Source organism: Nocardia sp. NPDC049935, assembly GCF_055586645.1.
Genome location: NZ_JBVJHV010000001.1, coordinates 938,538 through 958,359, shown reverse-complemented (window position 1 = coordinate 958,359; position 19,822 = coordinate 938,538). Strand labels below are relative to the sequence as shown.

Below are 19,822 nucleotides of genomic sequence, written 5' to 3'. Positions count from 1 at the left end.
GGTGATCTCATCCGACCGGCGCGGCGTCGCCACCGCCCGCACCGGTGCGCTCCAGCAGGGTGAGCGCTTCCAGCGCGAGGTACAGCTCCGCGGACTGGCGGGGGTCGGTGGTATCGCGGCCGGTGAGATCGCGGATCTTGCGCAACCGATAGCGCACCGTATTGCGGTGGCAGTGCAGCATATCGGCGACCGCGGCGGCAGAGCCGGCACACCGGTACCAGGCGTCCAGCGAATCGAGCAGGTCACGGCGCTCCACCTCCGGCAGCCGCAGCAGCGGTCCGAGGATCTGCCCGGCGGCCCGCAATCCCGCGTCGGGAACGGCGACGAGTAGATGGGCCACCGGCTGCGCGCCGTAACGGATCGTCGCGGTCGTGCCCGGGCGCGCCGAACGTGACGCCAGCCGCGCTTCGGTCAGCGCCGCCATGAGGGAGTACGGGGTCGCGAAGGCGGTGCTGATACCGATCCGGGCAGCCACATACCCGCCCAGGATCGCCGTGCCCCGCTCGAGAACCGCCTCCGACACCGCGGACAACAGACCGATATGCGCATCGATCTGGGCGTCCCAGACCGAATGGATCCCCAGATCCTTCAATGCCGCGGTGAGCTGCCGCGGCAGCGGCGCGGTGGGTTCGGTATCGATCGTGACGACGGCGAAGGTCCCGCGTTCCGGGAAGCCCAGGATCCGGAGGGCCTCGAGCACCCGGGCGGGGTTTCCGGAATGGTCGTCGAACAGGGTCCGGATGAGCCTGCCCTGTACCTGGGCGTCGGAGTGGGCGAGCAGGACCTCGGTATCGCGGTACGACTCGACGGCCGCATCGGAGTACAGGTCGATCAGTTCCCACAGCCGGGTCGCGAGATCGTGCAGGCGCGGATCGCCCGGCCCGGCGGACCGCGCGGTCAGTTCCTCCCAGATCAGGCGGCCGCCCAGCCGGTAGGCGTGGAGCAGGGCGGCGACCGGTATGCCCTGCTCCGCCTTCAACCGCCCGGCGGCCCGTGCCGACCGCAACCGCAGCGGCCGGGTTCCCGACAGCGCGCCGATGATCGCGGTCAGATTCTCGCGACAGGTCGTGTACAGCTGCTCCTCGGTGAGCAGGCCCGCCCGCGCGTAGGCCGGGTCGCCGGTCGCGATCCGGTCGACCAGGGTCTCGGCCATCGCCTCGACCGCCGCTTCCAGCCCGGCGGCCAGAGACGATTCCGGCAGGGTAGGGGTCACGGGAAGCGGCGCGCTCATACCGGGCAGTGTAACCACCGATCGTGGCCTGGAACACAGCGCCATTGTGCTCGTGCATAAATGCGGTGCCGGAAGTCGCAACGAGGACACATTTCGGTGGGTCGTGAGCACAGTCACACTCATGGGGTCCAGACACCCACCCCCGCACCTCCGGAGCGCCCCCGTGCAGACAGAACAGGCCCCCGCGGCCCACTCCGTTCTCGATACCGCCCTGGCCGAACTCGCCGAGGGCGAGCAGCGATGGTCGCGACTGTCGCTGGCCGGCAGACGCGCCCTGTTCGACCGGATACGCGCGCTGACCGGACGGCATGCCCGGGAATGGGTCGAGGCGGCCGCGCGGATCAAAGGCCTCGACCCCGCGTCGCCGCTGGTCGGCGAGGAGTGGATATCCGGGCCCTACGTGCTGGCGACGACGCTGGGCGCGGTATCGCGGACTCTGGAGTCGCTGGAGCGGGGTCGCAGCCCGATCGCCGGCGCGAAGTTCGGCGCCGCCGGAAACCGGGTCACCGTCGAGGTGCTGCCCACCGGGCTCTACGACGAGCTGCTGCTGAGCGGCTTCAGCGCACAGGTGTGGCTCCGGCGCGGCATCAGTTCCGCCGCCGCGAAGGCCGGCGCGGGACTCGCGCAACTCGATCCGGAGCGCACCGGTGGCATCGGAGCGGTCCTCGGCGCCGGGAACATCACCTCGATCGCACCGCTGGACACGGTGTACGAGCTGATCGCGCACAACCGGGTGGTCGCGCTCAAACTCAACCCGGTGACCGACCCGCTGCGCCCGGTGTTCGAGAAGATCTTCGCCCCGCTGATCGAGCTCGGGGCGGTGCGGATACTCACCGGCGGACCCGACGTCGGCAGCCGCCTGGTCACCCACGAACGGGTCGCGCATGTCCATATGACCGGCAGTGCGGCCACCCACGACGCGATCGTCTGGGGCACCGGGCAGGACGCGATCCGGCGCAAGGCCGCCGGGGAACCGGTCCTGGGCAAACCCATCAGCAGCGAACTCGGCGGGGTATCACCCACGATCGTGGTGCCCGGTACCTGGAGCAGCGCCGATCTGGCCTTCCAGGCCGAGCACATCGCCACCCAGCGCCTGCACAACGGCGGCTACAACTGTGTGGCGGCGCAAGCGGTGATCGTCTCCGCCGACTGGCCGCAGAAGGACGCGTTCCTCGCCGCCCTCGCGGCCGCCGTCGACCGGGCGCCGGGGCGGCGGGCCTATTACCCCGGCAGCGACGACCGGCTCGCGGCCGCGCACCACACCTACCCCGATGCCCGCCGCCTGGGACTCCACGGCGAACGACTGCTCGTGACCGGGCTCCACGCGGCAGCCGAGGAGCCGCTGTTCACCTCCGAATACTTCGCGCCGGTTCTCGGCGTGCTCGAACTACCCGGCACCGGCGCCGCCTTCACCCGGGCCGCCGCCGCGACCGCCAACGACGAGCTCAGCGGCACCCTCGGGGTCAACATCATCGCGCACCCGGACACCGTCGCGGAGCTCGGCGCGGATTTCGACGCGCTGATCGAGGACCTGCGCTACGGCACCGTCGCGGTCAACGCCTGGACGGCGGTCGGCTACCTGACCCCCACCGCGACCTGGGGCGCCTACCCCGGCCACACCCTCGACGATGTACAGAGCGGTATCGGGATCGTCCACAACGCCTGGCTGATCGACGGAGTCGAACGCACCGTGGTCCGCGGACCGTTCCGGCCCGCTCCGCGCTCGATACTGCACCGCGAATGGGCACTGACCCCCAAACCGCCCTGGTTCGTCACCAATCGGACCGCCGCGACCACGGGCCGCCGGCTCGCCGCCTTCGGCGCCGACCCGAGCTGGACCCGGCTGCCCGCACTCTTCGCCTCCGCCCTGCGCGGCTGAACCTCGTCTGGAGTACACCGATGACCACCGAGAAGAACCCTCCGGCCGCCGTCGATTACATCGTCGTCGGAACAGGTTCGGCCGGCGCCGTTCTCGCCGCCCGGCTGAGCGAGAAGCCGGCGAACCAGGTATTGGCCCTCGAGGCCGGCCCCGAGGATACGAATCGCTTCGCCCATATCCCGGCCGCGTTCTCCAAACTGTTCCAGAGCGACTGCGACTGGTCCTATCTCACCACGCCGCAACCCGAGCTGGGCAATCGCCGGATCCTGTATCCGCGCGGCAAACTGCTCGGCGGATCGTCGTCGATGAACGCGATGATGTGGGTGCGCGGGTTCGCGGCCGACTACGACGAATGGGCCCGGTCCGCCGGAGACGGCTGGTCGTTCGCCGCCGTCGCGGAATACTTCCAGAAGATCGAATCCGTCGAGGGTGCGCGCGAACCCGACGAGGGCCGCGACGGTCCGTTGCGGGTTTCCCGGCAGCGCAGCGCCAGCCCGTGGACCCGGGACTTCCTGGCCGCCGCTGAACTCGCCGGTTACAAGCGGGTTCGCGCCAATACCGCGCAGCCCGAGGGTTTCAGCGAGACCATGGTGAATCAGAAGCGTGGCGCCCGCTGGAGTTCGGCCGACGCGTATCTGAAACCGGCCCGGCGCAGGTCCAACCTCACGGTGGTCACCGGCGCGCAGGCCGAACGGGTGATCTTCGAGGGCACCCGGGCCGTGGGTGTCGAATACCGCCGGGGTGATCGAGTACTCACCGTCCGCGCCCGTAAGGAGGTCGTACTCTGCGGCGGCGCCGTCAACACGCCACAACTGCTCATGCTCTCCGGTATCGGAGACGAGCAGCAGCTGCGCGCGCACGGCATTCCGGTGCTGCGCCACTCCCGTGAGGTCGGGCGCAACCTCATGGACCATCTGGTATCGCTGATCGGGTTCTCGGTGGAATCGGGCACCCTGTTCGACGCCGAGAAGCCCCGCCAGCTCCTCGACTATCTGATCCGGCGGCGCGGGATGCTCACGTCCAATGTCGGTGAGGCCTACGGATTCGTGCGTAGCCGTGCCGAACTCGAACTACCCGACCTCGAGCTGATCTTCGGGCCCGCCCCGTTCTTCGACGAGGGCATCGGGGTCGCCCCCGGTCATGCCGTCGCCCTCGGCCCGATCCTGCTGAAGCCCCGCAGCCGGGGCACGGTCACCCTCGCCTCGGCCGCGCCCGACGCCGCACCGCTGGTGGATCCGAACTATCTGTCCGACAGCGAGGGCGCCGACCGGGCGGCTGTCCTGGCGGGATTGCGTATCGCCCACCGGATCGCCGGCACCGGTCCGCTCGGTTCCGCGCTCGGCGGGTTCCTGCAGCCGAAACGGGAACTCGCCACCCTGGAGGAAACTCTCGAAGACGCCCTCACCTGGCATTCCCATACGCTGTACCACCCCGTCGGCACCTGCCGGATGGGTAGCGACGCCGACAGCGTGGTGGCCCCCGATCTGAAGGTTCGCGGGGTGGAGGGACTCCGGGTGGCCGACGCCTCGGTGATGCCCGCCATCATCCGCGGCCATACGCACGCGCCGGCGGTGGTGATCGGCGAGAAAGCGGCCGATCTGATGTCCTGAGCCGAGGGCCTGTCCGCCTGCCCTGTGGTCAGGCGGACAGGCCGCTCCACTGGGTCACCGTGTACGGCGACCCCTCGATCCCGTTCCAGCGGCTGATCATCAGTGTCAGGTTCGACGGCGACGGCGAACCCGGGTGGATGTATCCACCGTAGAGCGTGGGCAGGCAGGGCTTTCCCCGATGCGCCGGCGGCCGGGTCTCGTCGTGCACGACCTGGATCGTCTCATCGGACCATTGCGCGTCGGGCCGCGGTGCCGTGCGGGTCCTGATACTCGGGGCGGTGCAATCGAAATACGACATCACATAGGTGGCGCCGAGCCGCTTCACCGATAGTTCGCCGAGGTCGTGTCCGGGCGCGAAGAGCGGGGACGGCGCGCACCGGTCCGTGGGATACCAGCCCCAGCGTCCGTCGGCATACGCCCAGTTCTGCTGGGCGGCGAAGTTCCCGCGCACGAAATCCGCGGGCTCGTACCGGAAGAGCTGGATGTAGCCGTGGTCGCCCCGGTAGTGGTGACTCCCGTTCCAGCGCTTGGCGAAGATATAGAGGTAGCCGTCGGGGTCGATACCCGCGAAGGTCCACATACCGTAGGCATTTCCGTCGAGCCCGAGAGCCTGACCGTCCCAGTGGTGGTCGAAGTCCCGCCAGCTCAGGCCGAAATCGTCGGAATAGGCCAGTCCGGAGAACGCCGAGCCGTCGACCGGGGAACCGTCGGGCACCCAGTGGTGCACCGAGGTGTACTGGACGAAGGTCCGGCCCTCGATCTCGATCGCGTCGTTGGGAATGCGCGACACCTCCGTGACACCGAATCCGTTGTCCCGGCGATGCCGGTAGTCGAACACCTGCCGCGCCGGGCCGGCGCCGGGAACCTGTCCGGTGAATTCGATCGGCCCGCGCCCGGACGCGTCGAAACCGTCCTGCGTCAGGATCAACGGAGAGCCCAGGTAGCCCCCGGACTGACTGTGGCCCCGCCAGCAGTCACCCCAGACATAACCCCAGGTGCCGTCGTGCGCACGGTGGTACGGGATGCACAGGTCGCCCGACCCGAGGCCGCACCGGCTCGCCGAGTCGCCGGGTACGTCGCATAGTCGGGTGCCCTGCCGGGCTGCGTATTCGGCTGACCGCATCACTCCGAGGGTAGCGGCCGCCCCGTGACGCTCAGTTCATCCCGCCCAGCCATCCGGCCGCGTCCAGACGGTAGGCGACCGGCGCCGCGACGGTGCGCAGATCGTCCTCCAGGGCGCGGACCCGGGGCTCCCCCAGCACGGCGGCCCACCCCGCGCGCAATTCCTCGAAGACCTCGGCCGACCGGGCCAGCGCGTCGAATCCCCGGGCCGTGAGCCGGACGATCCGGCGCCGGGTGTCGGCCGGATCGCCGGCCCGTTCGGCGTACCCGAGGGCGACCAGGCGGTCGACGGTTTTTCCCGCCGCCTGTTTCGAGATACCGAGCCGGCGCCCGATATCGCTGGCCGAGGCGCCGTCGACACCGATCGCCTGCATGGCGAAACCGTGCGCCGGGCGCATATCCGGATGACCCCGCCGCGCCAGTTCGGCATGTAACGCGTCGATCAGGGTCCGGAAACCGGCGAAGAGCAGCAGCGGGAGTTCGTAGCCCGCGCGTGCGTCGTGGTCCGGGGTCGCGGAATGACCCTTGGCAGAATGGTCAACCTGATTTACCATTTCATTCCTATCGTCAACCATGTTGTCCATACTAGGAGCGAGATGTTCACCGTCCATACCCTCGACACCGCACCGCCCGAATCCCGTGCGGCCATCCGGGGCGCCACCGGCCTGTCCGGTGCGGCACCCGACGCCGTGCGGCGCCTGGCGGAATCTCCCGAGTTGCTCAACGGATTCCTGGCCATGAGCAAGAGCTTCGAAGGCTGCACACTGGATCCGGTGGCCCGGGAGGTGGTCATCATGACCGTCGCGGTGCGCAACGAGTGTCATATCTGCGTCGCCATGCACACCGGCAAGCTCCGCGCCCTCGGCGCACCGGCCGACCTCGTCACCGCCCTGCGCGCACAACGGCCGCTGCCGGGGGACGCACTCGAAGCGATCCGGACCTTCACTCTCGCGGTCCTCGCCACCGCCGGTGGAGTGGATGACGCGACCCTCGAAAGCTTCCTGTCCCACGGGTACACCCGGCGCAACGCACTCGAGGTCGTCTTCGGAATCGGGACCTACACGATGTCCACCCTCGCCAACCGCCTCGTCCGCGCGGTATAGACCCGCGCTCAGCCCTGACGGGCCGGGCGGATGGTCAGATCGCCGATCTCGACATCGCCGGGTTGATCGATCGCGAAGGCGATCGCGCGCGCCACCGCCGCGGGATCGATGCCGAGATCGGCCATATTCCGCCTCACCTGCTCGCGAACGGCCGGATCGTCCACGGCGTGGTCGATGAGTTCGGTACGGACATAACCGGGCGAGATCGACGTCGTCCGCAGCACCCCGTCGGTGCTCTCCTGCCGCAAACCTTCCAGGAGGGTACGCACCGCGTTCTTCGTTCCCGCGTACACAGCCTGAGTGGGGACGATCTTCAGGCCGGAAGTCGAGACGACGGTGACCAGATGCCCACCGCCCTGGCGACGGAACACCGGCAGGGCCGCCGCGATCCCGTGCAGGATGCCTTTGACGTTCACATCGACCATCGCCGACCAGCCCACGACATCCAACTCCGACATCGCACCGATCCTGCTGACCCCAGCGTTGCCCACCATGACGTCCAGCCGACCGAAGCGCGCGACCGCCAGATCGACAAGCGCATGGAGGTCGGCGGGTTCGGTGACGTCCACGCGCACCGCGGCCGCCCGGCCGCCGGCGGCTTCGATCTCGGCGACCAGCCGATCGAGCCGGTCGGTCCGGCGGGCACCGAGGACCACCGCCGCACCGCGTGCGGCGAGTTCGCGCGCGGTCGCCTCGCCTATTCCGCTACTGGCACCGGTGATGGCGGCAACCTTGCCCTGAATCGTCACAGAAGTCCTCCGTCTAAAGTGGAGAGATGTCCGGTTACCCCGACCAGCATAGCGGACACATGTCCGCTTATGTCGAGAGCGGCAAGCCGCAGCGTGCGGACGCGCAGCGAAACCGCGAGCGAATCCTGCGGGCGGCGCGCGATCTCGTGCGTGAACCCGGAGAGTTGAAACTCAACGCGGTCGCCAAGGCCTGCGGGATCGGACAGGGCACCCTGTACCGGCATTTCCCGACCCGCGAAGCCCTCCTCGCCGAGGTCTACCACCGCGAGGCGGCCGAGCTGGCCGCCTCGGCACCGGATCTACTCGCGGCACATCCACCACTGGAGGCATTGGCGGCGTGGTTCGATCGCGTGGCCGGCTACGCTCGGATCAAACGCGATATCTTCGCCGCCGTCGAGGCCGGGACCTCGCGCGATCTCGCCGCCCACAGCCTCGGGCCCATCGGTGAGGCGGTGGAGCGGCTCCTCGGCGCCGGGCGCGCAGCCGGCACCGTCCGCGCCGATGCCGAGGCCCGCGACGTCATCGTGCTCATCAGCTGGCTGTCCCGGCTCGACGACGCCGAACTCGACGCGCGCGGCCCACGACTACTGTCGATACTCGTCGACGGTCTCCGCGCCCCGCACCCGTAGTCCTACTGTTCCCCCGCCATCCGGTACGCGCCCTTCTCGACCCGCCCGAGGAGCGCCCGCGTCCATTCCGACCGGCTGCGCGCGGTATGCAACCACAGTCCGATGACATCGCCGACCGGGCCCCAGGTTTCGAGGTCGGCGCCCGGCGGCAGATGCGCGGTGATCCCGGCCTCCCACTCGTCCATCGCCGCGGCCCGCCGTCGCAGCAGCTCGATCGCTTCGGCCCGGGGCAGATCCTCGATCAACCCGACGGCGGCGGCCAGTAGGTCCATCCGGGGGTCGCGGCTGGACAGCGCGTTACGGAGCAGGTCCACATAGGCCCGCTCCCCTTCGTCGGTGAGTTCGTATTCGATGCGCGGCGGTCCGCCCGCCGCACTCGGCGAGGTCTCGTGCTCCCGGAGCAGTCCGTGACCCGCCGCCGATTTCAGCGCGTGATACACCGAACCCGACGTGGCATTGGACCATTCGTGAGCACCCCAGGACTCGAGATCGGCACGAACCTGATAGCCGTGCGCGCGCCCGCGTCGCCGGACCGCGCCGAGTGCGAGCAGCCGGACCGCCGACATCCGATCAGACCCCCGCGGGCGCGATGGTGTTCACCCACCAGAGCGTGCCGAACGGATCGACGAATCCGCCGAGCCGGCTGCCGTCGGATTGTTCGGCGACCGCCCGGGCGGGCCGGGCGCCCGCGTCGATCGCGCGCCCGTAGACGGTATCGGCATCGGGCACGGTCGCCCACAACTGCACATGCACCGGCTCCTCCGGGGAGGTCAGACAGCGCTGCCCGCCCTCCCCGGAGTCGGCGAAGAACAGCACGCCGTCACCGATACGGGCCGCCGCGTGGAGGACCCGGTCCGGATCTTCCGGCAGTACGACGAAATCGGTGATCTCGGCCTCGAACGCACGCTCGAGGAACGCCCGGTAATCGCGCGCGCGGTCGACCATGACGTACGGAGAAATCGAAGACATTGCCTCACCTCGTTGAACCGATCGGAGTCTAGCCAAATTTGGCTAGTACTGCCAGCGTATCCTCGCTAGCCAAATTTGGCTAGCGGTGGCGGAAGGGTGTTCGCCGAGGGCGTACGCGAAGGCTCGACCGGCGGCGTAACGTTGTAATCAAGTAATCGCAACCAGGCGAGAAGGTGAGTCCCATGAGGCACGGACATCGAGGACGAGGATTCGGCAGACCGGGCGGGTGGCAGCAGGCCGATCTGCCCGAGACCGCGGATGTACCGGATTGGTTCGCGGGGCGGCTCCCGGACGAATGGTTCACCGGCGCACCCGTTATCGAGATCGATCGCGACGAAATCGTGGTGATCGGCGAATTGCCGCTACCCGCTCCCGAGGCGGCCACCGGCGACGAGACCACCGCGGACACCGAGACGGAGCAGGCGGACGCCGGATCGACGCGCAAGATCCCGGACGCCACCAAAGAGGGCGCGATCGCCCGGTTCCGGGAGTCCACCCGGCCCGCCCGGATGCAGATCGCCGATGAAGCCCAGCGCCGCTACGGGCGCAGCGTCGCGTGGGGCGTTTCGGTCGACGGTGAGCGGGTGCTGTTCACTCACCTGGCGGTACCGGTGATGACCCGGCTGCGCCAGCCGGAACGCAAGGTGCTCGACACCCTCGTCGACGCCGGCGTCGCCCGGTCACGCGCCGACGCGCTGGCCTGGACGGTGAAACTGGCCGGGCAGCATACGGAGGCCTGGCTCGAGGAACTGCGGGGCGCCATGCGCAAGGTCGACGATCTGCGTTCGCAGGGCCCCCAGGGTCTGTGATGCGCCGAGGCCCGCGGGATACGCGAAATCCCGCGGGCATCCGGCTCCGGCGCACCCGGCCGGGCGGGAATCAGGCCTTGTACTGGGCGATCTGAATCAGATTGCCGCAGGTGTCGTCGAGAACAGCGGTGGTGACGGGGCCGTGATCCACCGGCGGCTGCGTGAAGAGCACGCCCGCGGCCTGCAGCCGCTCGTACTCCGCGTGCACATCGTCGACCGCGAAGGAGGTGAACGGGATACCGTCCGCCACCAGCGCGCTCTTCAGCGGTGCGGCCGCGGGATGACCGTCGGGTTCCAGGAGCAGTTCCACCCCGTCCGGATTCTCCGGTGATACGACGGTGAGCCACCGGTATTCGCCGGCCGGAACGTCGGTCTTCTTCACGAAGCCGAGTTTCTCGGTATAGAAACCGAGTGCCCGGGCCTGATCGTCGACCCACACACTCGTCAGATTGATCCGCATCTCTACTCCTTCAGCCAGCGATCGGTGAGATTCCGTAACGGGTCTCGATTCAGGTGGTGGAACTTGTAGCGGCCCTCGCGGGTCGCGGTCACCAGGCCCGCGGCGGCCAGCACCTCCAGATGCTGCGAGATGGCCTGCCTGGTGGACGACAACTGATGCCGCATGGTGAGCCGGCCGCACAGTTCGAACAGGGTCTGGCCGTCACGCTCGGCCAGTTCGTCGAGAATCACCCGGCGCGTGGGGTCGGCCAGCGCCTTGAACACCCCGCCGGAGTCGGTGCCGTTGTCCACTCGGCCACCATAGGCAAGTCATGACTTGCATGTCAACGCCGTCTTGCCGATCGCTCAGTCCCGATGCGCCGACAGCAACCAGGCCGGTACCGATTTCCGGCCACCCGACTCGTCCCGCAGGCCCTCGAACCGCACGCCGGGGGCACCCGCGGGAGCCTCGAGCGCGTCGAGCATATTGCCGTGGATACGCGCGGGGGCGATCTCGTCGATCTCCCAGTACGGTGCGACCGCGGCGCGCAGTTCCTCGGCGGTGACCGGCGCGGGACCCGGCCCGGAGATATCGGGCAGGGCGGCCCGGTCGAAGACCAGGGCGAAGTACGACGCCCCCGGCGCGGCGGCGCGGCGGATGGACCGCAGATAACCCTCGCGGGCCTGCGGCGGAATGGAATGGAACAGCGTGCTGTCGACGATGGTGCCGAACCGGCCGTCGTAGCCGGTGAACGAGGTGATGTCGGCGACCTCGAACGTCGCCGAACCCAGCCCGCGCCGGTCGGCCTCGGCACGGGCCGAGGCGATGGCGGTCGGTGCGAGATCGAGCCCCACGGTGGTGAAACCGTGTTCGGCCAGGTACAGCGAGATGGCCCCCTCACCGCATCCCGCGTCGAGAATCTCACCGTGGAATCGGCCCTGCTCGATCAGCGCGGCGAGTTCGGGTTGCGGTTCCCCGATACTCCACGGCGGCGCGACCCCAGCGCCCAGTGGGCCGTCACCGCGATAGACGGCTTCGAATTCGAATTCATCCGGTGTGCTCATCCCCCACGACTATCAGTCCCCGCACCGCGTGTACATGTGACCGCCCGGCCGGTCTCGCCGCACCCGCGCCGGGCGGCGCCGGATAATGGAGGCAGGGCCCGAGGTCGCTTTTCTCCTACTGAGCGGAAGGTCGCGGCGCCGGCCGGCCGCGGCGGGCCCATGCTGGGACACCCGAGCGGGCCCGGACGAGGTCCGCCGAACCGAGAGCAGGAGATCGGCCGCATGACCAACCTCGCACGCTACGACGGTCGTCGTGTCCTCGTCACCGGTGGTGGCTCCGGAATCGGTCAGGCCAGCGTTCTCCGGATATTGCGGGAGGGCGGCCGGGTCGTCGCCGCCGATATCAGCGAGGCCGGGCTGAAGGACACCGCGGACAAGGCCGGTACCGACAGGCTGAGCACCCTGACCGTCGATATCGGTGACGAGTCGTCGGTCCGGGAAGGCGTCGCCGAGGCGGTCCACCGGCTGGGCGGGCTCGACACCCTCGTGAACGCGGCGGGGATCCTGCGCTCGGCGCATCTGGAGCAGACGACGCTCGCCGATTTCGAGCACGTCCTGCGGATCAACCTCGTGGGCACCTTCCTGGTCATCCGCGAAGCCGTGGCCGCCCTGCGCGAAGGCGTCGCGCCCGCGGTGGTCAATTTCAGTTCGACGTCCGCGGCCTACGCGCATCCGTACATGTCGGCCTACGCGGCCTCCAAGGGCGGTATCCAGGCGATGACCCACGCGCTGGCCATGGAGTTCGGTAAACAGGGCATCCGGTTCAACTCCGTGCAGCCCGGTTCGATCTCCTCCGGGATGACCGACGGTTCCGGCGAGGCCAAACAGAGCATCGGTCCCGGCCTCCCCGAGGACGCGGACTTCTCGATGTTCGCGAAGATCGCGCCCGCCCTGCCGCTGGACGACGGGGCGATCTTCGCCGGCCCGGATTCGGTGGCCTCGGTGGTGGCGATGCTGGGCTCACCCGATGCCTATTTCATCACCGGCACCGAGATCCGCATCGACGGCGGATCCCATATGTGAACCCGGCGCCCGGACCGGCCCGCACCTCAGCGCGGTACGAAACCGGTGATCAGACCGGCCAATTCGACCGGCCGGTCGCCCTGCACCGAATGACCGGAGCCGTCGACCACCGCGACCTGCGCCGCGGGCCTCCGGCGGCGCAGTTCCGCGATATCGGCGTCGTCCACGACCGGTGAACGCGCGCCGCGGACCAGGAGAATCGGAGCCCGTACCGCGGAGACGTCGTCCCACAGCGCCGAGAAGTCCAGCGAACCGTCCGCCGTCGGCCGGATCCGGTCGTAGCGCCAGACCCAGCGGCCGTCGTCCCGGCGCCGGGCGTTGTGCAGGATTCCGCGGCGTAACGACGACACCGACCGGGTCGGGTTGTGGTCGACGGTGCGCTGCAGAATCTCCTCGAAACTCGCGAACTCCGCGGGACCGCCGACGAACGCGGTGATGGCCGCCGTTTTGGCCGGATCGTCGCCGGTCCCCGGAGTCACGTCCACGACGACCAGGCGGCGTACCAGGTCCGGATACCGGGCGGCGAGCCGCAGAGCGGTCAGCCCGCCGAGGGACATCCCGACGACGGCGGCGGCGCGAGGCGCCGCCGTCGCCACCGCGGCGGCGACCGCGTCGGCCAGCCGCTGCGGTGTGTACAGGTGGTCCGGCCACCAGTCCGAATGCCCGTGGCCGGGCAGGTCCAGGGCGAGCAGCGGCCGGTCCAGGGCGAGCGCCACGGTGTCCCAGGTATGCGCGTTCTGCGCACCGCCGTGCACGAGCACCAGTTCGGGCTCACCGTCACCCCAGCGCAGACCGCTGATCCGGCGCCCCGCCCCGATATCGATCGCGATCCGCTGGACCGTCGGCGGGCCGTTCCAGGGCAGACCGGCCTCCGCCGCGTTCTCGGCGAACAATCCGAACTCGTCGTAGTCCGACACAACCGGAGTATGCGGCACACCACCGGACGGCGCATCCGGGGAGCTCCGGATGCGCGCCATTCCGGCGTCCCCGCCCACCGGGCTCAAAAATGCCCCGCGAAGGGCAGGGGCCGATCGTTCACCAGCCGATCCCCCAGTGCCCGCGCCTTGTACGCCGCCGGATTGTGCGAGAACAGCGTGCGCAGATTGCGCCAGTGCCGGTCCAGGCCCACCGCCGCCCGGGTGGCCGAGGCGCCGCCGACATCGAAGACGCGCCCGGCCGCGCGCAGGGCGAACTCCTCGATGACGATCTTGGCCTGGGCGGCCCGCAGCGAGGATTCGGCCTCCAGCTCCGGGTCCACCCCGGTGGACCGGGCCGCCGCGAACGAGATGTCCTGCGCGGCGGCCGCGGTCAGCACGAGGGATCGCGCGGCGAAGGCGGCCGCGTCCAGTTCGCCTATCACCGCGAGCAACTGCGGATCGTGGCGCGGCTCCTCGGTATTGGCGAAGGCGAAATTCCGGACCCGCGAACGCACCAGCGCGGCGGCGTCGGTGGCGACCGTCCGCAGGATGCCCGCGGCGATGGCGTGCAGATAGAGCTGAGGGAAGGCCTGGCGCTGCCGCTCGGGCGCACGCGAATCGCGAAAGGGCAGGGTTTCCCCGACCGCCACCGCGACATCGGTGAATACCGTCGTGCCGCTACTGGTGTGCCGCTGCCCGATCCCGTCCCAATCGTCCACATGCTCCACTCCCGGCCTGTCCACCGGGACGATGGCACTGAGTACGCCGATATCGGGCGCGTTCGCGGTGACCCGCACATAGTCGCCGTAACGGGCACCGGTGCTGTAGAACTTACGGCCGTTGAGCAGGTAACCGCCGGGCGCCGGGGTGAGCGTGCTGTCGTAGGTGTAGTCGCCGACCGGATTCGTGCCGAGTTCGGTGAGGGCGCCCCCGAACAATTTCCCCGCCTGCACCTCCGGGAGCCACGCCGATTTGCGATCGGTGCGCGGCAGCCGGTACAGCTCCTCCACGAAACCGTAGTGCACCCGCAGGATGTGCGGAACGTCCGGATCCGCTTCGGCGAGATCGATGAGCAGGCCGAACAATTCGGTCACCGACCAGCCCGGTCCGCCGTCGGCCACCGGCACTCGCAGGGCGCCGAGCCGGAGTCGTCTCACGGCCGCGATCGCGGCGTCGGGGAGTTCGGTGCCGCCCGACGCACGGCGGCGCCGGGCATCGGCGGCGATATCCGCGATCAGCTGGGTGAGCTCCGGCGACCCGGGCCGGGGTACGGCGGCGACAGCGGTCTCGGTACTGGTCATGGGAACTCCTCCGATCGGGCCCCGGGGGCCGGTGGCGAGGTCGGCCGGACAGTGGCCGCAACGCGGCACGGCCCGGGAATACGGCCGGGAAATCGGAATCCGGCAGCACGCGACCTCCGGATCCTCGCGGAGCGGAACCGGCCGGAGAACTATTGGAATCACACGGATTCTGCATCGGCGCAATCTCTTCCGGCACGACTACGCGGAAACCACGCTCCGCGAGCGCTACGAGATCGGTGACCGCGGCCGCCGTCCCGGTCCGAGCGGGATCCGGCTCAGGACGCCAGTTCCCGCGGCGCGACCGCGCCACGCAGCGCGCGGATGGCGGCCGCCACCGCGGGGCGCCGCGCCGAGGTCTGCCGGTAGGTGACGCCGACGCGGCGGACTCCGCCGTGCACCCGGCACGCGATCAGCGGGCGATATTCCCGTGCTACCGCCATCTCCGGCACGATCGTCACCCCCAGCCCGTGCGCGACCATCTCGGCCATACTCGCGAAATCGCCACTGCGGTGCTCGATCCGCGGTACGAACCCCGCCTCCCGGCAGGCGAACATCACCGAGTCGATGGACGGCGCCCCGTCGCGGGCGGCGATCCAGTCGGCCTCGCGTACCGCCGCCGGTCCGTGCTGCCGTGCCTCCTCCCGCAGCCCCGCCGGCGTGAGCAGGACGAGCGGATCGTCGCCGAGGTACTCGGTCGCGAGCCCGACGGATATATCGCGGGTGCCGAAGGAATAGGCGTAGGTGATCGCGAGGTCGACCTCGCCGCGGCGGACCGCGGGAACCGACTCCACCGGTATCGATTCCACCACCCGTACCCGCAGCCCGGGATGGTCGCGCATGAGACCGGCGGCGGCCGGTAGCGCGTATCGGGCCTGGGCGGTCCGGAAGGTCGCCAGGGTGAGCACACCCGTGACGTTCTCGGCGGTGGCGGCCACCGCGCTCTCCGCCTCCTCCAGCGCCGCCACGATCCGCGCGGTGTGGTCCACCAGGACCCGTCCCGCGTAGGTGAGGCGCAGCACCCGGCCCTCCCGCCGGGTGAGCACCGTACCGACCTCTTCCTCCAGGATTCGCAACTGCTGCGAGACCGCCGAGGTGGTGATCCCGTGCAATTCCGATACGGCCGTCATGGTGGAGCGCTCGGCGAGATCCCGCAGCAGGATCAAACGGCGGATGTCGTACATGGGTTCCTCGTTTCGCAGCCGGCCACAGGCATTCTGCGCAGCGCCGGGCCGCCGGGACATCCTTACGATCCCGCTGCACCGAAGATGCCGGGCGCCGCCGGCGAACGCCTAGGAGGCCGGTGCCCCCGGAACCGGTTCCAGCTCCGGAATCGCGGCCAGCAGGTCCGGAAGCGGTGGCGGGACGCCGGTGGTGAGAAACGCGGCGGCGGCCTCGGCCAGGAGGGTGGTCGTCACGATCCGCATCCGGTCCGCGGGGAGATCGCCCGTACCCGCCAGATCGTTCACCGGTGGCGCCGTGAAATAGAACGGGGTGTCGCCGAAGGAATTGTGGCCCGCCCCCTCGACCACGACCTCCCGGTCCGGAACCGAACGCCGATGCCGATCGATCAGCCAGTCGATACGATCCCCGGAGGCGCCCTGGCCGTCGCAGGGCACCGTGGCCGCGCAGCTGTGCTCCGAGGCGACGAGCATTCGCGGCGCCCGGTGCCCGGCCGGGGCGGGTACGGGCTGCGGCCCGTCCAGATTGACCGATCCGGCACACCCGGCCACCTCCTCGCAGGCGATCGCCGCCGCCGGACCGCCCAGGGAGTGCCCGCCCAGGACCACCCGGGCCGGATCGACCCGCGCGCCGACCGGTCCGACCCGCCCCGCGGTCAGTTCGGTGACCATCGCTGCCAGATCGGCGGCCTGTTCCACGGCCAGCCGGTCGATCTCCTCCGGTTCGGGCTGTCCGCCCGGCGGCGTGGTCCGCTGCCGTCCGTCGACCACGCGCGCCGGTGTCGTGGTGGGCACCAGCAGCGCGACGATATAGCCGCGACCCGCCAGTTCCTCGCCGAGGGTCGTGTACATCCAGGGGGCGGTGCCGTATCCGGGCGCCAGCGCGATCAGCGACCGGACTCCCGGCGCCGGCGCGGCCGTATCGCGCGACCAGGAGCGGATCCGGCCCGGATCCTGGACGAACCAGCCCCGCCCGAGCGCCGGCGGCAGCGCACCCTCACGCCATCCCGCCGGGGCGTACTCCGCGATCGCGGTGGTGTCGCGGGCGGCGGGGTCGGCGGGATACCAGAGCCAGACCGCCCGCCGGGGTTCGTCCGGGTCCGGGGTGCCGGCGGGCACACTGGTCAGCACCCGTCCGACGAGGTGTTCACCGCCCGGTCGCGGGAGCTCCAGGACCTGATGACGCAGCACCCCGACGACGGCCAGGTATCCGGCGCACAACACCATCACCAGCAGGAATACCGCGACCACTCCGGTGCGCCGGCGCCGTGACCGTTGCCTCACCGCACTCCTCACCTGTTGTCCCGGTTCGTCGTCTCCGCGTCAGCGTATTCGGCCGGTCCGCCACGGCCGGCCGCGCGTGGCACCGGCGGGCCGGCGCCCGGGACCGGCGCGTCTAGGCTCGTCCGTATGACCGCCCCACCACCCACCGCCACCCGGTTGCGGCCGTTCGCGTCCACGGTGTTCGCCGAGATGACCGAGCTCGCCGTCCGGCACGATGCGGTGAACCTCGGCCAGGGGTTCCCGGACAGCGACGGGCCGGCGGGAATGCTCGAGGTGGCGCGCGAGGCGATCGCCGGCGGCCTCAACCAGTATCCGCCGGGGCGCGGGATGCCCGTCCTGCGGCGGGCGATCGCGGCGGACCGCGCCCGCCGCTACGGCACCTCCTATGACCCCGATACCGAAGTGCTGGTCACCGTGGGTGCCACCGAGGCGGTGAGCGCGGCGGTCCTCGGATTGGTGGAGCCCGGCGCGGAGGTCGTGCTGATCGAGCCCTTCTACGATTCCTATCCGGCGGCGGTGGCACTGGCCGGGGCACATCGCCGCACCGCGCGGCTGGTCGCCGACGGTGACGGTTTCGTTCTCGACCACGACAGCCTGCGCGCCGCCGTCACTCCGCGCACCCGCATGCTGATCCTGAACTCACCGCACAACCCGACCGGTACGGTCCTCGGCCGGGCGGATCTGACCGCCATCGCCGATATCGCCCGCGAGCACGATCTGCTCGTGCTCACCGACGAGGTCTACGAGCATCTCGTGTACGACGACGCGGAGCACATCAGTATCGCGACTCTGCCCGGGATGGCCGAACGGACTCTCGTCGTGTCCAGTGCCGCCAAGACATTCAGCGTCACCGGCTGGAAGATCGGCTGGGTATGCGGGCCCGCCGAACTGATCGCCGGGGTGCTGGCGGCGAAGCAGTTCCTGACCTTCGTCGGCGGCGGGCCGTTCCAGCCGGCCGTCGCGCATGCGCTCACGCACGAGATGGCATGGGTCGCGGAACTGCGCGCCCGGTTGTCCGCCGAACGCCTCCGCCTGTCCGCCGCGCTCGCCGATACGGGTTTCGGCGTCCGTCCCAGTGCCGGCAGCTATTTCTTCTGCGCCGATATCCGTCCGTTCGGGGCGTCCGACGGGATGCGGTTCTGCCGGGAACTGCCCGGCACGCTGGGTGTCGCGGCGGTACCGATGAGTGTATTCACCGACGACCCGGCACCGTGGCGGCATCTGGTGCGGTTCACGTTCTGCAAACGACCCGAGACGCTCGACGAGGCGGTGCGCCGGCTGCGGTCGGCCGAGTTCCGCTGACCGCGTAGCGAGTCCGGTAACCGGGCCGGGATCGGGAGAGCGATACTCCTCTTCCAGAACAAATATTAGGTACACTCGGTCAGGCCCCGGGGGAGCGTGGCCTCGGCCGGTTAGGAGATTTCCATGTCCGCACCCGCACGTGTAGTCGTCTGGTCCACCGGCGGCGTCGGCTCGCTCGCCATCGACGCCCTCCGGCGGCGACCGGATCTCGAACTCGTCGGAGTCTGGGTGCATTCCACCGAGAAGGCCGGTCGCGACGCCGGCGTACTGGCGGGCGGCGATCCGATCGGGGTCGTCGCGACCGATGACGCCGCCGCCCTCATCGCGCTGCGTCCGGACTGCGTGGTCTACGCCGCCAGCGGTCCGGAACGCGACGGCGCGGCCGTTCCCGATTACATCCGGCTGCTCGAGGCGGGGATCAATATCGTCTCGACCACGTCGACCGCGCTGGTGTACCCGCCCGCGTTCTACGCCCCGCACTGGCTCCGGCAACTCGAACTGGCGGCGAAGACCGGGAACTCGTCCTTCTACGCCTCCGGCGTCTTCCCCGGATTCGGTTCCGACGATCTCGCGCTCCTGCTGGCGACCCAGTCCAGCAGAATCACCCGCGTCACCGCCACCGAGATCGCCCTCAACGACCACTATCCCGTGGCCGATGTGATGACGGACGGGATGGGTTTCGGCAGGCCGCTGGATTTCACACCCATGCTGCAGACGCCCGGCTTCATCGAAATGGCCTGGAAGGCACCGATCCACCTGATCGCCGCGGGACTGGGCGCCGAGGTGGAGCGGATCGAGGGAACACTCGACCGGCGCCGCACCGACCGGGATATCGAGGTCGCCTTCGGCACCATCGCGGCGGGCACCTGCGGTGCGGTCCGGACCCGGGCGGCGGGGGTGGTGAACGGCCGCGAGGCCATCGTCATCGAGCACATCATCCGGATGGCCCGCGATACCGCGCCCGACTGGCCGGCCTCGGAATTCGACGCCACCTACCGGGTCGATATCGACGGCGACCCCGATATCCACTGCGCGATGAACCTCGGCGCGGCGGAGGGCCACGCCGCGGGGCGCGCCGCCATGGCGGCCACCGCCATGCGGGTGGTGAACGCCATCCCGTTCGTGGTCGGCGCACCGGCCGGCCTGCTCAGCTCGCTGGACCTGCCGGCCACCCTGCCCCGGCACGCGTTCGACTGAGCGGCGGCGCGGCCGC

At 70.0% G+C, this 19,822-nt stretch carries 21 protein-coding genes; 8 read left to right on the top strand and 13 right to left on the bottom strand.

Annotated features, from left to right (window positions below; translation table 11 throughout):
• Positions 1-7: 7 nt before the first annotated feature.
• The gene (locus ACZ6SF_RS04480; RefSeq protein WP_466060571.1) at positions 8-1,231 is read right to left on the bottom strand and encodes a PucR family transcriptional regulator; all 1,224 of its coding nucleotides are present in this window, start codon (positions 1,229-1,231) and stop codon (positions 8-10) included.
• Positions 1,232-1,352: 121 nt separating this feature from the next.
• Between ACZ6SF_RS04480 and ACZ6SF_RS04475 the strand changes: the two genes are divergently transcribed.
• Both ACZ6SF_RS04475 and ACZ6SF_RS04470 read left to right on the top strand, forming a co-directional pair.
• Positions 1,353-3,110 carry an aldehyde dehydrogenase family protein gene (locus ACZ6SF_RS04475; protein WP_466060570.1) on the top strand — a complete coding sequence of 586 codons (1,758 nt, stop codon included), beginning with the start codon at positions 1,353-1,355 and terminating at the stop codon, positions 3,108-3,110.
• Between the two features lie 20 nt (positions 3,111-3,130).
• Entirely contained in the window at positions 3,131-4,720 is a 1,590-nt protein-coding gene (locus tag ACZ6SF_RS04470; RefSeq protein ID WP_466060569.1) for a GMC family oxidoreductase, read from the top strand.
• 28 nt (positions 4,721-4,748) lie between these two features.
• On the opposite strand, the gene ACZ6SF_RS04465 is transcribed toward ACZ6SF_RS04470, so the two are convergent.
• Both ACZ6SF_RS04465 and ACZ6SF_RS04460 read right to left on the bottom strand, forming a co-directional pair.
• Positions 4,749-5,843: a DUF4185 domain-containing protein gene (locus tag ACZ6SF_RS04465; RefSeq protein ID WP_466060568.1), complete on the bottom strand. Its 1,095-nt coding sequence runs from the start codon at positions 5,841-5,843 to the stop codon at positions 4,749-4,751.
• Positions 5,844-5,874: 31 nt separating this feature from the next.
• Positions 5,875-6,396: a MarR family winged helix-turn-helix transcriptional regulator gene (locus tag ACZ6SF_RS04460; RefSeq protein WP_466060567.1), complete on the bottom strand. Its 522-nt coding sequence runs from the start codon at positions 6,394-6,396 to the stop codon at positions 5,875-5,877.
• Positions 6,397-6,438: 42 nt separating this feature from the next.
• On the opposite strand from ACZ6SF_RS04460, the gene ACZ6SF_RS04455 reads away from it, so the two are divergent.
• Positions 6,439-6,945: a carboxymuconolactone decarboxylase family protein gene (locus ACZ6SF_RS04455; protein WP_466060566.1), complete on the top strand. Its 507-nt coding sequence runs from the start codon at positions 6,439-6,441 to the stop codon at positions 6,943-6,945.
• A gap of 8 nt (positions 6,946-6,953) precedes the next feature.
• On the opposite strand, the gene ACZ6SF_RS04450 is transcribed toward ACZ6SF_RS04455, so the two are convergent.
• Positions 6,954-7,694 (bottom strand): SDR family oxidoreductase, encoded by a 741-nt coding sequence (locus tag ACZ6SF_RS04450; protein ID WP_466060565.1) that lies wholly within the window; start codon positions 7,692-7,694, stop codon positions 6,954-6,956.
• 59 nt (positions 7,695-7,753) lie between these two features.
• Between ACZ6SF_RS04450 and ACZ6SF_RS04445 the strand changes: the two genes are divergently transcribed.
• Positions 7,754-8,323, top strand: coding sequence for a TetR/AcrR family transcriptional regulator (locus ACZ6SF_RS04445; protein ID WP_466060564.1), 570 nt, complete (start codon positions 7,754-7,756; stop codon positions 8,321-8,323).
• Positions 8,324-8,325: 2 nt separating this feature from the next.
• On the opposite strand, the gene ACZ6SF_RS04440 is transcribed toward ACZ6SF_RS04445, so the two are convergent.
• Both ACZ6SF_RS04440 and ACZ6SF_RS04435 read right to left on the bottom strand, forming a co-directional pair.
• Positions 8,326-8,889 carry a PadR family transcriptional regulator gene (locus ACZ6SF_RS04440; RefSeq protein ID WP_466060563.1) on the bottom strand — a complete coding sequence of 188 codons (564 nt, stop codon included), beginning with the start codon at positions 8,887-8,889 and terminating at the stop codon, positions 8,326-8,328.
• A 4-nt stretch (positions 8,890-8,893) separates the two neighbouring features.
• Positions 8,894-9,292, bottom strand: coding sequence for a VOC family protein (locus ACZ6SF_RS04435; protein WP_466060562.1), 399 nt, complete (start codon positions 9,290-9,292; stop codon positions 8,894-8,896).
• Positions 9,293-9,474: 182 nt separating this feature from the next.
• Here ACZ6SF_RS04435 and ACZ6SF_RS04430 point away from each other — a divergent pair, with 182 nt between their 5' ends.
• Entirely contained in the window at positions 9,475-10,101 is a 627-nt protein-coding gene (locus tag ACZ6SF_RS04430; protein ID WP_466060561.1) for a hypothetical protein, read from the top strand.
• 70 nt (positions 10,102-10,171) lie between these two features.
• On the opposite strand, the gene ACZ6SF_RS04425 is transcribed toward ACZ6SF_RS04430, so the two are convergent.
• From ACZ6SF_RS04425 to ACZ6SF_RS04415, 3 genes are read right to left on the bottom strand one after another with little or no spacing between them, the layout of a single operon-like run.
• On the bottom strand, positions 10,172-10,561 hold the full coding sequence (locus ACZ6SF_RS04425; RefSeq protein ID WP_466060560.1) for a VOC family protein: 390 nt from the start codon (positions 10,559-10,561) through the stop codon (positions 10,172-10,174).
• 2 nt (positions 10,562-10,563) lie between these two features.
• Complete coding sequence (locus ACZ6SF_RS04420; RefSeq protein ID WP_466060559.1) at positions 10,564-10,851, bottom strand: ArsR/SmtB family transcription factor; 288 nt, start codon at positions 10,849-10,851, stop codon at positions 10,564-10,566.
• A gap of 54 nt (positions 10,852-10,905) precedes the next feature.
• Positions 10,906-11,604, bottom strand: coding sequence for a class I SAM-dependent methyltransferase (locus tag ACZ6SF_RS04415; protein ID WP_466060558.1), 699 nt, complete (start codon positions 11,602-11,604; stop codon positions 10,906-10,908).
• A gap of 222 nt (positions 11,605-11,826) precedes the next feature.
• Here ACZ6SF_RS04415 and ACZ6SF_RS04410 point away from each other — a divergent pair, with 222 nt between their 5' ends.
• Positions 11,827-12,627, top strand: coding sequence for an SDR family NAD(P)-dependent oxidoreductase (locus ACZ6SF_RS04410; protein ID WP_466060557.1), 801 nt, complete (start codon positions 11,827-11,829; stop codon positions 12,625-12,627).
• A gap of 26 nt (positions 12,628-12,653) precedes the next feature.
• On the opposite strand, the gene ACZ6SF_RS04405 is transcribed toward ACZ6SF_RS04410, so the two are convergent.
• The 4 genes from ACZ6SF_RS04405 to ACZ6SF_RS04390 form a co-directional block, all read right to left on the bottom strand.
• Positions 12,654-13,544, bottom strand: coding sequence for an alpha/beta fold hydrolase (locus ACZ6SF_RS04405; protein ID WP_466060556.1), 891 nt, complete (start codon positions 13,542-13,544; stop codon positions 12,654-12,656).
• 83 nt (positions 13,545-13,627) lie between these two features.
• Positions 13,628-14,845 (bottom strand): acyl-CoA dehydrogenase family protein, encoded by a 1,218-nt coding sequence (locus tag ACZ6SF_RS04400; protein WP_466060555.1) that lies wholly within the window; start codon positions 14,843-14,845, stop codon positions 13,628-13,630.
• A gap of 275 nt (positions 14,846-15,120) precedes the next feature.
• The gene (locus tag ACZ6SF_RS04395) at positions 15,121-16,026 is read right to left on the bottom strand and encodes a LysR substrate-binding domain-containing protein (protein WP_466060554.1); all 906 of its coding nucleotides are present in this window, start codon (positions 16,024-16,026) and stop codon (positions 15,121-15,123) included.
• 108 nt (positions 16,027-16,134) lie between these two features.
• Positions 16,135-17,307 (bottom strand): alpha/beta hydrolase, encoded by a 1,173-nt coding sequence (locus ACZ6SF_RS04390; RefSeq protein ID WP_466060553.1) that lies wholly within the window; start codon positions 17,305-17,307, stop codon positions 16,135-16,137.
• A gap of 126 nt (positions 17,308-17,433) precedes the next feature.
• Here ACZ6SF_RS04390 and ACZ6SF_RS04385 point away from each other — a divergent pair, with 126 nt between their 5' ends.
• Positions 17,434-18,609, top strand: coding sequence for a pyridoxal phosphate-dependent aminotransferase (locus ACZ6SF_RS04385; RefSeq protein WP_466060552.1), 1,176 nt, complete (start codon positions 17,434-17,436; stop codon positions 18,607-18,609).
• A 123-nt stretch (positions 18,610-18,732) separates the two neighbouring features.
• Positions 18,733-19,806 (top strand): NAD(P)H-dependent amine dehydrogenase family protein, encoded by a 1,074-nt coding sequence (locus tag ACZ6SF_RS04380; RefSeq protein WP_466060551.1) that lies wholly within the window; start codon positions 18,733-18,735, stop codon positions 19,804-19,806.
• Positions 19,807-19,822: the final 16 nt, after the last annotated feature.

Bases quoted from the DNA above. Each gene is read 5' to 3' on its own strand.
- ACZ6SF_RS04480 (WP_466060571.1), bottom strand. From the start codon at position 1,231: ATGAGCGCGCCGCTTCCCGTGACCCCTACCCTGCCGGAATCGTCTCTG.
- ACZ6SF_RS04475 (WP_466060570.1), top strand. From the start codon at position 1,353: ATGGGGTCCAGACACCCACCCCCGCACCTCCGGAGCGCCCCCGTGCAG.
- ACZ6SF_RS04470 (WP_466060569.1), top strand. From the start codon at position 3,131: ATGACCACCGAGAAGAACCCTCCGGCCGCCGTCGATTACATCGTCGTC.
- ACZ6SF_RS04465 (WP_466060568.1), bottom strand. From the start codon at position 5,843: ATGCGGTCAGCCGAATACGCAGCCCGGCAGGGCACCCGACTATGCGAC.
- ACZ6SF_RS04460 (WP_466060567.1), bottom strand. From the start codon at position 6,396: ATGGTAAATCAGGTTGACCATTCTGCCAAGGGTCATTCCGCGACCCCG.
- ACZ6SF_RS04455 (WP_466060566.1), top strand. From the start codon at position 6,439: ATGTTCACCGTCCATACCCTCGACACCGCACCGCCCGAATCCCGTGCG.
- ACZ6SF_RS04445 (WP_466060564.1), top strand. From the start codon at position 7,754: ATGTCCGCTTATGTCGAGAGCGGCAAGCCGCAGCGTGCGGACGCGCAG.
- ACZ6SF_RS04440 (WP_466060563.1), bottom strand. From the start codon at position 8,889: ATGTCGGCGGTCCGGCTGCTCGCACTCGGCGCGGTCCGGCGACGCGGG.
- ACZ6SF_RS04435 (WP_466060562.1), bottom strand. From the start codon at position 9,292: ATGTCTTCGATTTCTCCGTACGTCATGGTCGACCGCGCGCGCGATTAC.
- ACZ6SF_RS04430 (WP_466060561.1), top strand. From the start codon at position 9,475: ATGAGGCACGGACATCGAGGACGAGGATTCGGCAGACCGGGCGGGTGG.
- ACZ6SF_RS04425 (WP_466060560.1), bottom strand. From the start codon at position 10,561: ATGCGGATCAATCTGACGAGTGTGTGGGTCGACGATCAGGCCCGGGCA.
- ACZ6SF_RS04415 (WP_466060558.1), bottom strand. From the start codon at position 11,604: ATGAGCACACCGGATGAATTCGAATTCGAAGCCGTCTATCGCGGTGAC.
- ACZ6SF_RS04410 (WP_466060557.1), top strand. From the start codon at position 11,827: ATGACCAACCTCGCACGCTACGACGGTCGTCGTGTCCTCGTCACCGGT.
- ACZ6SF_RS04400 (WP_466060555.1), bottom strand. From the start codon at position 14,845: ATGACCAGTACCGAGACCGCTGTCGCCGCCGTACCCCGGCCCGGGTCG.
- ACZ6SF_RS04395 (WP_466060554.1), bottom strand. From the start codon at position 16,026: ATGTACGACATCCGCCGTTTGATCCTGCTGCGGGATCTCGCCGAGCGC.
- ACZ6SF_RS04385 (WP_466060552.1), top strand. From the start codon at position 17,434: ATGACCGCCCCACCACCCACCGCCACCCGGTTGCGGCCGTTCGCGTCC.
- ACZ6SF_RS04380 (WP_466060551.1), top strand. From the start codon at position 18,733: ATGTCCGCACCCGCACGTGTAGTCGTCTGGTCCACCGGCGGCGTCGGC.